Consider the following 14,278-nt stretch of genomic DNA (forward strand, 5'->3'; position numbering starts at 1 on the left):
ATTGCTAATTAATGGCATTGCAGTAAAGGGTGTTCCACAAAATGCCACTTAAGTTTCTTATCTTAGGTTTATCGACCTAGTCCTCTATACCAAAGCATTATTCATCGGGTCTTATCGAATAAAGATCGTTGATATGTTTTCCTTCGCTAAGATACCAAGTCATCGCTTCCTGTCGATTGTGAACCAATATCGTGATTGTGGTTATTGAACCATCATCAAAATAACAAAGCTCATATTCTAAATCGCTTGGATGATCAGGAATAGCGGCCATAGCTTCCCTCCCAAATATCAATCATTTTAAATACGTCAACCCAACTCATTTATAGGGTTCGTATCACGTCAAATGAGTAATAAAATCAAGTCACATCACTGCCATTAATTATTTTTAGTTTAATCATTTGCCTAAATAGCTAGATTAGCAAGTTTGGGTCTCAATTTATCTCAAAGTTCTTACGACCACTGTTTATTAAGGCTACTTTTATAAGAGCTAGAATTAGCGTTATAAGAACTGGGCTAACCTTAAAGTGATGAGTTAATCGGTTTGTGGCTTTGTTGAATGTCGTGAGAGGGTATAATGAGAAAGTGTCGATGGTTAGTCTTATTAGTCTGTTTTGTATTCGCTGGTTGCGGGACTAAACTTGCCTACAACAATATAAGCTGGTTTGCGGTTAGCTATATTGAAGACTTTGTTTCTCTATCCAACAGTCAAGAATCAGAGCTCGAAGAGCGCCTCGACTTATTACAGCAATGGCATAAAGAAACTCAGCTACCTCTGTATATTTCGCAATTAGAAGCGATTCAAAACGTAGAACGGTCGGATATGAATCCCGCTTTTATTGTTGGCCAAAGTGAAGAAACGAAAGAGCATATTCGCTCAATCGTCAATAAGTTCGCTCCAGATATTTACGCCTTGAGTATGCAGCTTAGCCCTAAGCAAGACAGGGAGTTTTTAAAGAACTTTCGTGAAAAGCAGCAAGACTATTATGAAGAAAGGTTGTCGTTGAACGATGCCGATTCGAGAGAGCGATACCGAAGCAGAATAGAAGAGCGCGCAGAACGGTGGTTAGGTTCAGTATCGAAAGAACAAAAACAGATTATTTTGGCTTGGTCTAAAGAGTGGGTAAATACCAATAGCAGTTGGCGACAATATCAAAACAACACCTATCAAGAGCTAACGACGCTGATGGCAAAGAAGAGCGATCTGCATATTGCTCAGCCGATTATCATGAAGTTGCTTTTAAACAATGAAGCTTATTATCCTGATGAACTTGAGTCACAACTCAACCAAAATATGGAAACATCAGCCAAGTTTTTAGTAGATATCGCCGCGACCAGCAGTAACAAGCAGTGGGCGTATTTTATGAATGAATTAGAAAGCCTCAAAGGAACGTTGAAGTCATTGCAAGAGTAGAGCGTCCCTTTTAAAGGCTAGCGGTTATTGTCGAGCTAGCCTTTCATCCCACTTTAAGGTGAATTTCGGAACCTAACCCCTGTTGCTCATCAGTAGTTTTGGGATCGAACTTTTGGCTGTCTTCGATATTTTCTGCATTAATTGGAAGCTCGGTTGTTGAATACCGTGGTCACTCTTCAGCTCATCGATCATTAATAACCACAACCTTGCTGTCATTTCTGAATCGGCTAATGCTCTGTGGAAAGTGCCGTCGTTATCTATGCGCTTGAATCGAACTAGGTCGCCCAACTTATGGGTCGGAGCGTCTTGGATTAGCCGACGAGCAATCAACATTGAGCATGCAAACTGTCCATTGTAATCACGTCCAATATTGTCTAATTCTGCGTCGAGAAAGCGTTTATCAAACGAGGCATTATGAGCCACAAGCTGACTGCCTTGGATAAAGTCTGCAAACTCATCCATCACTTCGCTGCAACTGGCCGCAGTGCTTAACATACGGTTACTGATCCCGGTATAGCTTTCAATGAAGCCACTCACACGAAACCCTGGATTCATGAGTTGTTGGAAGGTGTCGACGACTTCGCCGTTAACGAGTTTTACCGCACCGATCTCAATCGCTCGGTCGCCCATATTGGGTGATAAGCCTGTGGTTTCGAAATCGAGAACGATAACGGAATCTGCGGAGTTTGGAGCCATCGTGTTTCCTAATTGCTGTTTGGTAGTATCGCTTTGTATGGGGCGTTTGGTGTTGCTATGGGTAAATCAGTTATTTGCTATTGCTGATAGTAAGTTCAGTGTAACCCGTCGAATCGTCATGCTCTCTGTTGAAGGTCAAGGTATCGTAGCGGTGAACAAGCAATTCAGCCGTGGTCGCGATAATCGTCCCTTCAAGCAAATGCCCACCAATTACATTGCCATTCTCATCAGCAACGGAGATATGAATATGCTGGTGGTTTGGGGTTAGCGTTGCCATCACCGAGACTATTTCGAACGGAGCTTGAACTAGCTTGGTGTTGTTGGCATTAGCTAAGCGAATATTGAGTTGAGAAACACATCCGACACAAGACGCAATAGAGCCCGCGGAGATATTGTGCGCTGTCACTAGCCTCTGGTTCTCTAGCTTTAGGTCTTGGCCGCGGGTTAATCTCGTTGCGATAGGAGTGATCATCTTATTGCCTCAACGTTATATGTATTTCAAAGAACAAAACGAAGCCACATAGGGCTTCGTTTTATTTTCATTTTGGCTAACGCGACTTTTCTTTTGGTTAATGCAACTTTGCATTTTCTGTCGCTGAAATTACTTAGCCTTGTTGCTGTTCTCTTTTCTTCTTAGGAACGAAGTTCAATACTGAAATGGGTACTTCTTTGCGTGGTTCGAAACCTTCAACAACGCGACGTTCAATCAAGTGACCAAGACGCTTTTCAATAATGCACAGGTTTTTGAAGTTATCTTTTGATAGGAAAGAGATCGCTTCGCCAGATGCATCAGCACGGCCTGTACGACCAATACGGTGAACATAATCATCTGCTGGGAATGGCATGTCGTAGTTCACTACGCGGCTTAGGTTGTCGATATCGATACCACGAGCAGCAACACCCGTCGCGACTAAGTACTTTAGACGACCTTTCTTGAAGTCAGCCAAGATTTTTTCACGAATCGCTTGGCTACGTCCACTATGGAAAGCTTCCGCTTGAATACCACGTTTCTCAAGTTGAGCAACCAACTTAGCAGCGCCGTGCTTGGTTTCGATAAAGATAAGCGCTTGGTCCCAGTTGCCTTCGGTAATCATGTGGCTCAATAGTGCTGACTTACGGTCTTTATCTACGGTAACTAACCATTGCTCAATGTTCGCTTTAGACGCATCTGTCTTGGCAATCGAAATCTCTTCCGCTTCGCTGATAGCACTTTTCGCTAGCGCGCGCACTGGCGTTGAAAGCGTTGCTGAGAACAGTAGATTTTGGATGTCTTGTGGTAGACGCGCGATGATCTTGTTGATGTCTTCAATGAAACCCATGTCTAGCATGCGGTCAGCTTCATCTAGAACCAGAACTTCAACTTCATCAAAGTGAATGGCACGTTGTCCGTACATGTCGATCAAACGACCTGGTGTTGCCACAAGAATGTCGATACCTTCAATCAGGCGATCTTTCTGGTGTTGGTAAGATACGCCACCGTACATCGCTAATGATGTTAGGTTTAGGAACTTCGCGTACTTAGTAATGTTCTGTTCAACCTGAACTGCCAGTTCACGCGTTGGCGTCAGGATAACTGCGCGGATACGTTTTTTACGCTGCGTTTCACCTTTGCTTAGCATTTCTAAGATAGGGAGAACAAAGCTCGCAGTTTTACCTGTACCTGTTTGTGCTGCAGCAATAAGGTTCTTACCAGAAAGAACAATCGGAATTGCTTTTTCTTGAATAGAGGTTGGCTTTTCATAGCCTTGTTTTGCAACGGCTTTAACAATAGGTGAGCTTAATCCAAGCTTGGAAAATGGCATAAGTTTCTCGGTATGATTTGGCTAAATAGCGATGGAAAGGTTTAACAATCTTATACAAGGATAAGATTAATGGCGGCATTCTACCATGTTGCTTGTGTACCGCTAGTAACATAGACACTTTAGTTGGATAATACTGGCTCAATAGCACAACGATAAGGCAGGAATGTAGAGCAAATAGCAAATCCGGTGGAGGATTAATCTCCCACTTATTTTTGCCACTGAATATGCACGATCAGTGATTATTTTGTTTGCTAAAAGAGGTGTTTATAAATTAAGTTGGATCTTGATATTATTTATATCAACAGTTTCATACAGCATATTCCAACTTGAATGAGTAAATAGACCTCCCATTTGGGTTACAGCTATTCTCGTTCCACTAGACGCTTGATTCGGATATCCATTGAACGACGCTAACTTACGTAGACTTCAGCAGCTTATTGCAAAGTATGAATTAGGTGAAGAGTATCACCTAACGATCGATGATCTTGAACACTCGCTATCGACCTCTCGCAGAAACACTTCGATCATTCTTAAATGCTTATCGGAATATCGCTGGATTTGTTGGATTCCGTCCAAAGGAAGAGGGAAGCTTAGCCAGTTTAGAATTTTGGTCAGCTTTCCCGAAGCATTAGAACAAGTGTTAGCGCTTCAGTTAGAGCAAGGGTGTTTTAACGTTATTCCCCGCCTTCTAGAAAGCTATGGTGATGCTGCAATAAAGGCACTGACGCTAGCGACTGAAAAACATAGTCTGTTCAATCAACAACATGACCATTTACTGATCACTCAATATCCGTGGGTTGATAACCTTGATCCAGCAAAAACATACCGAACCGCAGAACATCACATCTTAAGAAGTCTATACAATACGTTACTCGTCCAAGACCATGAGGGAAATCCCCAAGCGAGCCTCGCGCACCATTGGAAGGTGGAAGGGCGATTTCTGCATTTTTGGTTGAGACCGAATGTGTTATTCCATGACGGTGAAACTTTAACGGCCAAAGATGTTGCTCAATGTTTGTTGCAGCTAAAAAATATCGAAGGGCCAGTACAGTCTTTATTTGATCAGGTCAGTGATGTTCAAGTGGTGGGTGATAAACAACTGACTATTGAGCTGACACACGCAAACCCAATGTTTCTCTATGCTTTGACTAGCCCACACGCGTCTATTTACCGCTGCAAGCGTACTTATTTTTCGAGCGGGCGCAGTGCCTATATCGGAACCGGACCTTTCTCATTAGACGATTGGAGCGAAGAGTGCTTGGTTCTTAAACGTCACCGAGGTTACTTTGCTCAAAATGCCTTGTTAGAACAGATAACGCTCACCGACATAGAAGGTTTGAATGATCACACCCTGAGTTTTAATCAATCTGGCGTAGCAGAAGAAACCACAATCAATGCACTTTCGTATCTTGCGGTTAATCGTAGAGAAAACTCGGGCATAACCCCTGAAGAACTCGACAGGTTGGTATCGTTTATCAAGTCCAGCAGTAAAGAGTTTGATGCTGATATGGTGACGGATGATCTGTCTTTCTCGCCGAGTAAATTAACATCCAGCAATCCCATTCCTATTTTGACGGGCACGGTTGTATTAACACGACCTAGAATGACGATTCCTTTACTTCAAGATATGGCGGACTGGCTGCAACAAACGATTGTAAAAACGGGTGTCGCTATTGAAGTTGTTGAGCTTACCAATATCAGTGACCCTAGCTCCATGAGTGAGTCGGCAGACTTGTTATTCATTGAAGAAGTTATCGAACAGCCAGCCGATTATGGCCTTTACGATTGGCTACTTGCTTCCTCTGGGCTCAGATTCATTTTCAACAATTCTGAGATGAAGGCGCATTGCGAGAGAGTTAGAGCTGCTGTCAGTGGCGAGGACCCAATGCGCGAGTTGAAAGAGATTGAAGGTTCGCTTTATCAACAGAAGTTACTTTGTCCGTTATTTCACGGCAAAGAGAAGGTTTTTAATAGTGTTGAGGTTCATGGGGTAGAGATTAACCAAACCGGTTATAGTGATTTTTATAAGCTTTGGATAGCTTCGAACGAGAAGTAATTAGTCCATTTTTAACCCCATTTCCCTATCTTTTAGTTTCTGTTCAAAATGAAAACATGCACGAATCGGCTATCACCCTTTCGTGTTTCTTTCTAATGCCAATCGCTATTATGGCTGGCTATGACTATCACAGTCATTTCCGGTCATCCCCCCAATGACAATTCCATTTATAATGTATTTCATTAGGATCTAATCGAATGAAACTTAAGCTTATTTCTATCGCACTTATAGCTGTTGGCCTTACGGCTTGTGGCGGAGGAGGCGGTGGTAGCAACACAAGTGCTCCTGCTCCTCAAACGAGAACCTTACAAGGTGTCGCCATTGACGGGTATATTTCCGGGGCGACCGCGTTTCTAGATATCAATTATAATGGCGTATTAGATGAAGGTGAGCCTAGCAGTGTCACGGACGATGAGGGCAGCTATGAGCTATCTTTGACGGGCTCTAACTCAGACTGTATGGACTACGCTCCAATCGTAGTGAACGTGCCAGTAGGCGCTATTGATGCAGACAGCCCAAACACACCGATTACTGAACCTTATCAGTTAATCTTTCCGCCAGTCATGACGGTGAGTTCTGAGCAAGAAATTAAGTCGACTACGCCACTGACAACTGTTTTATGGAATCAGATCCAAGCCGACTTGTATAAAGGTGGTTTAAACAGTTGCTCTGCTTTGAAGCAAGCCGTGAACACCCAAAATAGCATTATCCAAAATGTGAAAGAGCATGACTTCCGAATTGCGAACCGATACAACATCGCAGTAGAGGACTTGTATGGTGATTTCGTTAAAGATCAAAATACTGAGCTCTACGATTTAGCGCAGAAGATGATGCCTGCCATTAAAAAGTCGTATCAAGAGACCAAAGAGATTCAAAAAGAGAACCCGACAGCCCAGCAAGCTTATGTTGATTATTACTGGCAGCATTGGGATTACTCCAAGAAGAACGAAATTAATAAGTGGTATAAAGTTAAAACAGTGATGACTGCGGACAAGCTGATTGTGATCGAACATGAAGTTTCAGCCGACCTGCAGACAGAACTGGCGTTAAGTGAACATTTTGAGCGTAATGGTCAGAAGAAAGATGGCTTAGAGTATGACAGAGCAGCTTCGTTCTCATTGAATAGTGATGGAACGGAATATTCATGTTCAGTGCAAGAGACCATCAAGCAGCAGGTTCTGCCTAACTCATTGACTACTTTTGGTGTGATTAACCGTGGTTGGTCTAAACAACCTGATTGGGACAGTTGTTCACGTCAAAATGTCGGTGCTGGATTCATGCAAACCTTGTCGGCTGATGTTGTCGGTGACTACAAAGATCAGTTTACTCAGGTACAAGCGAAATTTAATTTTGAGAATAATGCACCACATCCAGAGTGGGTGAATTTGGGTGATTCATTGGGTAGCGTTTCACGCAGCGACTTTGATGCACTCAGCTATCTCTCGGTAGACTTTGATGACAATAGTTCTTATGGCTCTGATAGTTGGAACAGACATAAGTATGCGTACATTGAGAATACACCGTTTGATTACACTCAAACGATAACGTCTAAATACTCTCAAGGTAACTGGATCAAAGGTTATTATTACCAGAATGGAACAAGTCGAATGGAATGTTCAGATGATGGTGTGAATTGGTCAAAAGATACTTGTAAGTAACGCTGACGAAGTCGTTACTCAATAACTATAAATAGCTTTACGCAATAAAAAAATCCAGTGCCATCAGACACTGGATTTTTAGCTTTAGATAATATTAAAACGCGTTGTTAAGCGATCTCAATCTTCTCTGCTTGGTTCTGTTCTACCATTGACAGTGCAAGTGCTTCCGCAACCTTAATACCATCGATACCAGCAGACAGGATGCCGCCTGCGTAGCCTGCGCCTTCACCTGCAGGGAAGAAGCCCTTAAGGTTGATGCTTTGGTAGTCTTTACCACGCTTGATACATACAGGAGAAGACGTACGAGTCTCAACACCTGTTAGTAGGCCGTCTGGTGTAGAGAAACCTTTGATTTTCTTCTCGAACGCTGGGATTGCTTCACGAATCGCTTCGATAGCAAAATCAGGCAGCGCTTTTGAAATGTCTGTTAGATGGATACCCGGCGTGAAAGACGGTTGTACTTCACCGATTGCACTTGGATCGCGACCTTTCAAAAAGTCACCGATTTTTTGAGCTGGTGCATCGTAGTTTTCACCACCAAGAACATAAGCGCCGCTTTCTAGTTCACGTTGTAAACGGATACCAGCCAGTGCGTCACCTGGGTAATCACGCTCTGGGTCGATACCTACAACGATCGCGCTGTTTGCGTTACGTTCTGCACGAGAGTATTGGCTCATGCCGTTCGTTACTACGCGGCCTTCTTCAGACGTTGCAGCAACCACAGTACCACCTGGGCACATACAGAAGCTGTATACAGTGCGGCCATTCTTACAGTGGTGAACGAGTTTGTAGTCCGCAGCACCTAGGATTGGGTTGCCTGCGTTCTTACCGAAACGAGCTTCATCGATCATCGATTGCTTGTGTTCGATACGGAAACCAACAGAGAAAGGCTTCGCTTCCATGTAAACGCCACGATCGTACAGCATTTCAAACGTGTCACGAGCACTGTGGCCAACAGCCAATACCACGTGACGAGATTTGATCTCTTCACCGTTAGAAAGCGTTAGGCCAGTGATTTGACCATCTTCCATATGAACGTCGTCAACACGAGTGCTGAAACGGATTTCGCCACCAAGTTCAATGATAGAAGCGCGCATCTTTTCGATCATGGTAACCAGTTTAAAGGTACCGATGTGCGGCTTACTTACGTATAGAATTTCTTCTGGTGCACCCGCAGCAACGAACTCTTCAATTACTTTACGGCCGTAGTGCTTTGGATCTTTAACTTGGCTGTACAGCTTACCGTCAGAGAAAGTACCTGCGCCGCCTTCACCAAACTGTACGTTTGATTCTGTGTTCAGCGTACGCTTACGCCAGAAACCAAAGGTATCTTTCGTACGCTCACGAACTTCTTTACCACGCTCAACGATGATTGGGTTGAAACCCATTTGAGCAAGCACTAGGCCAGCGAATAGACCACATGGGCCAAAACCGATAACCACAGGGCGCTCAGTTTGGTTCTCAACCGCTTTAGCAACAAACTTGTACTCCATATCAGGAGTCACTTTTACGTGCGGGTCGCTAATGAATTGTTCTAACAACTCAGCTTCGTTTTCAACGAGAACGTCAAGCGTGTAGATAAGTAAGATCTTTGATTTCTTACGAGCATCGTAGCCACGTTTAAAGATATTAAAAGAGAGTACCTGATCAGAGTTAATACCAAGTTTCGCTTCAATAGCATCTTGAATAGCAGACTCTTCATGGTCTAGTGGGAGTTTAATTTCGGTTAAACGTATCATTTCGATGTCTCGTTTTTATAGGTGTCTTAGCTAGATCGTTTCTTAATACAGAGTTTGATGGAAACGCTGATGTTCAAAGAAGCGATAAGCTCACAATGGCGCGCATTTTACGAGAAATTGATTTATCTGTCATACTAATTTGGAAACATGGAGCAAATAGACACGATATTAGAGCCGTATGATGTTGAATTTTGCTTTGGGATGAGTATTATCCCCATTCTTCAATTTTGACTAACTTATAGAGCAGAGCATCATGGCATTTGTCGTAGGCGATAATTGTATTCAATGTAAATACACAGACTGTGTGGCAGTGTGTCCCGCAGATGCGTTCCATGAAGGCCCAAACTTCATGGTAATTAACCCGATCGAATGTATCGATTGTGGTTTATGTGTACCTGAATGTGATGCTCAAGCGATCTTCCAAGAAGATGAACTGCCTGAAGATCAAAAGATTTTCATTGAAGTGAACGCAGAACTTGCTGAGATTTGGCCTGTGCAAACAGAAGTAAAACCAGCGATGGATGATGCGGAAAAGTGGAATGGTGTGCCTGATAAGTTGGCAATGCTAGAAAAGTAATTGTTGAAAAGAACTCAAATAAAAAGGCGTACTGATTTAATCAATACGCCTTTTTTAATATCTGAACACTGTCGATTGGCTAGTTAGCTTATGAGATCTAGCTATGCTGACGACGCATGTTATCGAGGATGATACCTGTCGCCATCGCCACGTTTAAAGATTCTGCGCCACCGAATGCTGGAATCGTAATCTTGTCTGTCACGAATTTAGCCACATGTTCACGGATACCGTGAGACTCGCTACCCATCAGCAAAATGCCGTTGGCAGTGAAATCAGTCTTATGAACACTTTCACCTTCTAAAAACGCGCCGTAAACCGGCAGGTTCGCTTGCTCTAAGTAAGCAGGTAAGTCCGTTTGGCTTACGTGTACTCGGCCAAAGCTACCCATAGTCGCGCTGATCGTTTTAGGGTTGTATGGGTCTGCGCAATCGCTGCTCGCAACGATATGCTTGATGCCGTACCAGTCTGCTACGCGAATAATCGTACCTAGGTTGCCAGGGTCTGAAACGCCATCAAGCGCAATCATCAGTCCTGTTGCTTCTGGTAGTTCAAACGTTGGGATCTCAACAACTGCAATCGCGGCATTGTTACTCACCAAAGTACTTGCTTTGGTTAGATCATCCAGCGAGGCTTCAACACAATCAAACTCAATCAGTGAAGCATGATTTTCAGATAAGAAATCAGCGGTAGCAAAGACGTTCTTCACGACTAAGTCACTATTGAACAGCTCAAGAACGTTCTTTTCACCTTGAACTAGAAACAGGCCGTGGGCTTTACGTTGTTTCTTTTGGCCCAAAGCACGAAGGAGTTTTAATTGGTTTTTTGAAATCATGTTTTTATCCTAGATATAAGCCCGCGCATTATAGAGCAAAGGTTAGCGAACCAAAAGCGTGATGACTCAATGCGATCTACATAAAAAGCAAAAGCAACTCACTTAAAAAAGAAAAGCGCACTAAATAGCGCGCTCTTATGGGATTTACTCACCTAAGTTAAGCTGAACTGACAGCCTAATACGGAGCAGGATAGCGTTTAAATACTGTGTTGATATCAGTCAGGATTTCTTCTGATAGCGGTTTACTGAAAGCGGCTACGTTCTCTTTTAATTGCTCCATGGTCGTTGCACCGATGATGGTGGACGTCACCCCATCAACTTGATTACACCATGCCAATGCCAGTTGGCTCGGAGTAAATCCATGAGCGTTTGCTACTTCAACATAGCCTTTAACCGCTTCGTTGGCAGATTCAGTGTCACGGAAAATGCCTTTACGTTGCATGTAAGTCCAACGGCTGCCTTCCGGTCTTGCGCCATCAATGTACTTTCCACTCAACATGCCTGCAGCTAAAGGTGACCATGGCAGGTAAGCGACATCTTCATGCACACAGTTCTCAATCAGATATGGCCAGTCTTTTGCGTGCAGTAGGCTAAATTCATTCTGAATCGAAACCATACGTGGCAAATCGTGTTTTTCACTCAGCTTGAGGTAAGTGTTAATGCCCCAAGTAGAATCATCTGAAAGCCCGACATGGCGAATTTTCCCCGCCTTAATGCAGCTTGCCAGTGCTTGTAGGATTTCCAACATCTCAGCTTCATGCTGCTTTCGGTCAATATCACTGAATCGAATGTGATTCGGGAAATGCTTACCAAAGTGAGGCGTTGTACGATTTGGCCAATGAAGTTGGTAAAGGTCGATATAGTCTGTTTGTAGGCGTTTTAATGATGCGTCAACGGCTGCGATCACCGCTTCACCCGTTATCGGGCCGCCATCTCGAACCCAAGGAAGCCCTGGCCCGGCAATTTTGCTCGCAATGATCAACTCTTGTCGACGCTGTGGGTTACGCGATAACCAGTTACCAATGATCGCTTCTGTTTTTCCGTAGGTATCTGGAGAAGGTGGAACCGCGTACATCTCTGCAGTATCGATAAAGTTAATACCTTGGCTTAATGCGTATTCGATCTGTTGGTCGGCTTGCTGCTGCGTATTTTGTAGCCCCCAAGTCATGCTGCCAAGACTGATACGGGAAACGGGAATTTGACTACTTCCTAGCTTTGAATATTCCATTGAATTCGGGGTTCCTGTGGTTAGGTTCTCTGGTACTCGCATTATAGTTTTGAAAAGAGGGCGAGTGAGGAATGAAAACGAATATGAATTATTAGCACAAAATGACACGACAAGGTATGGCATCGGGGAGTTTAGTGAGTCATTTCTCAGCGCTGCAAGCTAGTGTGTGCAATGCGTGAAAATACATTCGCGAGAAACTATGAGCCAATTGGTGATCGAGAAGTGAAGAACAGCAAGCAATGAGTGAAGGTTTAATGTTCAGCTTGTTTGGGAGTGGGGGAGAGGAGAACAGATCAAAAATAAAAAAAGCTCTACCGGATAGAGCGTAGAGCTTTTTTATAGGGGTCTTAATAGTGCTAGGTATTCATTGAGTTACGAGGTCGCGTTTGTGTCTAATCCACCCTGGATCTGCGCCTGTCTTAGAGCTTCCTGCCTTTGAACTTCTTTCTCAGTTAATACTGGTCGAAGCGTTTCCTCAGAGGCTTGAGGAGAGAAAATGAAATATTTATTAATCGTCATAACTGTGTCTCCGTGTAACGTATGACAGATTCTGCATCAAGGATAAATTGTGATCATCATCCACTTTGTACTTTTGTTAGGCTGAGAGCGGAGGGCGTAGAATGCGTACAAAGCGATCTCTTATCATCCGTATGCAATGTTGAACTGACGAAACCCTCTGTTTTCAAGTATAGGAAGCGCATCTAATTTCGCACAATAATGATTTAGAGCAATTACATACATGGTCAGGGGCGTAAGATGAAAACCCTCGCTACTGACTCTGTGCTCGTATTTATTTAACGATGTATCACTTATCGACATAATAATTAAGTCAGTAAATCAATTACTTAATCCATGGTGAGATGAATTATGGAAAAGCTTGTAGAACGTTTTCTGAATTACGTTACTTTTGATACCAAATCCGATCCTTCTAATAAGCAATGCCCAAGTTCACCGGGTCAAATTACCTTTGCTGAAGCCTTAAAGTTAGAATTGGTGGCATTAGACTTAGTTGATGTGTCTTTAGATGACAATGGATACTTGATGGCGAAACTGCCGTCGAATGTCGATTACGATGTGCCTGCGATTGGCTTTGTGGCGCACATGGATACCGCTCCTGACGCATCAGGCGCCAACGTGAAACCACAAGTGATTAAAGATTACCGAGGTGGAACGATTGAATTAGGGGAAAGTGGCGAGAGTTTGAACCCAAGCCAGTATCCAGATCTTGATTCTTTACATGGTCACGACCTGATTACGACTGACGGCACAACTCTGCTTGGTGCCGACAACAAAGCGGGCATCGCTGAAATCATCAGTGCAATTGCTTACCTGAAAGCGAATCCAGACATCAAACACGGCGACATCTGCATTGGTTTCACGCCGGATGAAGAGATTGGTCGCGGTGCGAACCTGTTTGACGTTGAAAAATTTGGCGCCGAGTGGGCGTACACCATCGATGGTGGCCCAGTAGGGGAGTTGGAATTTGAGAACTTCAATGCCACGAGCGCCGATGTTATCTGTCATGGCGTGAACGTTCACCCGGGCACCGCAAAAGATAAAATGGTGAACTCGATGAACATTGCAGCGCAATTCCAATTGATGATGCCTGCGCAAGAAACACCAGAGTGCACAGAAGGTTATGAAGGCTTCTACCACCTGAAATCGGCGGAAATGGGTGTGGCTCGCTCTGAACTGGGATACATCATCCGTGATTTTGAACGTGAGGGTGTAGAAGCGCGTAAAGCATTCATGCAGCAGAAAGTCGATGAGCTGAATGAGCGCCTTGAGAAAGGCCGTGTTGAGCTGGTGCTAACCGATAGCTACTTCAACATGAAAGAGATGGTTGAACCGCATCAACATATTATTGAATTGGCCAAGCAGGCGATGATTGAGTGCAATGTCGAGCCAATGGTTAAACCAATCCGAGGTGGTACAGACGGTGCTCGCTTATCTTTCATGGGGCTACCATGTCCGAATATCTTTACTGGCGGTTACAACTTCCACGGTATTCATGAGTTCATTACCATTCAAGGCATGGAACAGGCGGTTAAAGTGATTGTTGAACTGTCACAACGTACAGCAACGCATTACCAAAAATAGAACATCGGAGCGTTATATCTCTTTGTATTTTTGAGAGTATTCAATAATACTCTCTTTAAGCATAAGGGAGTACGCGATGAAAAAGTTAGTTTTACTTTGCACCCACTTAGCCGTGGGTGCTTTTGGTTGTGCGCCGAGCATGGCGTTGATCTAGGAGGTGAAAGTCCTCTACGGGCTCA

The 14,278-nt window shown here is 43.7% G+C and carries 13 protein-coding genes; 5 read left to right on the forward strand and 8 right to left on the reverse strand.

The window, feature by feature from the left end:
• Nucleotides 1–97: 97 nt before the first annotated feature.
• Entirely contained in the window at nucleotides 98–271 is a 174-nt protein-coding gene (locus AB6F11_RS18795; RefSeq protein ID WP_017064349.1) for a hypothetical protein, read from the reverse strand.
• 303 nt (nucleotides 272–574) lie between these two features.
• On the opposite strand from AB6F11_RS18795, the gene AB6F11_RS18800 reads away from it, so the two are divergent.
• The gene (locus AB6F11_RS18800; RefSeq protein ID WP_102398592.1) at nucleotides 575–1,411 is read left to right on the forward strand and encodes a DUF6279 family lipoprotein; all 837 of its coding nucleotides are present in this window, start codon (nucleotides 575–577) and stop codon (nucleotides 1,409–1,411) included.
• Nucleotides 1,412–1,483: 72 nt separating this feature from the next.
• Here the strand turns inward: AB6F11_RS18800 and AB6F11_RS18805 are convergent, their stop codons facing one another.
• From AB6F11_RS18805 to AB6F11_RS18815, 3 genes are all read right to left on the reverse strand, one after another.
• Nucleotides 1,484–2,107 (reverse strand): PolC-type DNA polymerase III, encoded by a 624-nt coding sequence (locus tag AB6F11_RS18805; protein WP_102320725.1) that lies wholly within the window; start codon nucleotides 2,105–2,107, stop codon nucleotides 1,484–1,486.
• A 70-nt stretch (nucleotides 2,108–2,177) separates the two neighbouring features.
• The gene (locus tag AB6F11_RS18810; protein ID WP_102398593.1) at nucleotides 2,178–2,579 is read right to left on the reverse strand and encodes a PPC domain-containing DNA-binding protein; all 402 of its coding nucleotides are present in this window, start codon (nucleotides 2,577–2,579) and stop codon (nucleotides 2,178–2,180) included.
• 133 nt (nucleotides 2,580–2,712) lie between these two features.
• Entirely contained in the window at nucleotides 2,713–3,909 is a 1,197-nt protein-coding gene (locus tag AB6F11_RS18815; RefSeq protein WP_102398594.1) for a DEAD/DEAH box helicase, read from the reverse strand.
• Between the two features lie 400 nt (nucleotides 3,910–4,309).
• Between AB6F11_RS18815 and AB6F11_RS18820 the strand changes: the two genes are divergently transcribed.
• Both AB6F11_RS18820 and AB6F11_RS18825 read left to right on the forward strand, forming a co-directional pair.
• A complete protein-coding gene (locus AB6F11_RS18820; protein WP_017064353.1) occupies nucleotides 4,310–5,965 on the forward strand; it encodes an ABC transporter substrate-binding protein in 1,656 nt (551 codons plus the stop codon).
• A 197-nt stretch (nucleotides 5,966–6,162) separates the two neighbouring features.
• A complete protein-coding gene (locus AB6F11_RS18825; RefSeq protein WP_104216105.1) occupies nucleotides 6,163–7,623 on the forward strand; it encodes a hypothetical protein in 1,461 nt (486 codons plus the stop codon).
• Nucleotides 7,624–7,730: 107 nt separating this feature from the next.
• Here the strand turns inward: AB6F11_RS18825 and AB6F11_RS18830 are convergent, their stop codons facing one another.
• A complete protein-coding gene (locus tag AB6F11_RS18830) occupies nucleotides 7,731–9,362 on the reverse strand; it encodes an NAD(P)/FAD-dependent oxidoreductase (protein ID WP_017068402.1) in 1,632 nt (543 codons plus the stop codon).
• Between the two features lie 253 nt (nucleotides 9,363–9,615).
• Between AB6F11_RS18830 and fdxA the strand changes: the two genes are divergently transcribed.
• A complete protein-coding gene (gene fdxA / locus AB6F11_RS18835; protein WP_004737806.1) occupies nucleotides 9,616–9,939 on the forward strand; it encodes a ferredoxin FdxA in 324 nt (107 codons plus the stop codon).
• Between the two features lie 97 nt (nucleotides 9,940–10,036).
• Here the strand turns inward: fdxA and AB6F11_RS18840 are convergent, their stop codons facing one another.
• The 3 genes from AB6F11_RS18840 to AB6F11_RS18850 all read right to left on the reverse strand — a co-directional run bounded on the left by AB6F11_RS18840 (nucleotide 10,037) and on the right by AB6F11_RS18850 (nucleotide 12,518).
• On the reverse strand, nucleotides 10,037–10,771 hold the full coding sequence (locus AB6F11_RS18840; protein WP_104216106.1) for an RNA methyltransferase: 735 nt from the start codon (nucleotides 10,769–10,771) through the stop codon (nucleotides 10,037–10,039).
• A 175-nt stretch (nucleotides 10,772–10,946) separates the two neighbouring features.
• Nucleotides 10,947–11,999 (reverse strand): aldo/keto reductase, encoded by a 1,053-nt coding sequence (locus AB6F11_RS18845; protein ID WP_104216107.1) that lies wholly within the window; start codon nucleotides 11,997–11,999, stop codon nucleotides 10,947–10,949.
• Nucleotides 12,000–12,371: 372 nt separating this feature from the next.
• On the reverse strand, nucleotides 12,372–12,518 hold the full coding sequence (locus AB6F11_RS18850; RefSeq protein ID WP_017059486.1) for a hypothetical protein: 147 nt from the start codon (nucleotides 12,516–12,518) through the stop codon (nucleotides 12,372–12,374).
• A gap of 348 nt (nucleotides 12,519–12,866) precedes the next feature.
• Here AB6F11_RS18850 and pepT point away from each other — a divergent pair, with 348 nt between their 5' ends.
• Nucleotides 12,867–14,099 carry a peptidase T gene (pepT, locus tag AB6F11_RS18855; RefSeq protein ID WP_104216108.1) on the forward strand — a complete coding sequence of 411 codons (1,233 nt, stop codon included), beginning with the start codon at nucleotides 12,867–12,869 and terminating at the stop codon, nucleotides 14,097–14,099.
• The last annotated feature ends 179 nt before the right edge of the window (nucleotides 14,100–14,278 follow it).

Origin of the sequence: Vibrio sp. 10N.247.311.14 (genome assembly GCF_041467715.1) — a bacterium.
In the GTDB taxonomy this organism is placed as follows: Bacteria; Pseudomonadota; Gammaproteobacteria; order Enterobacterales; family Vibrionaceae; genus Vibrio; species Vibrio crassostreae_C.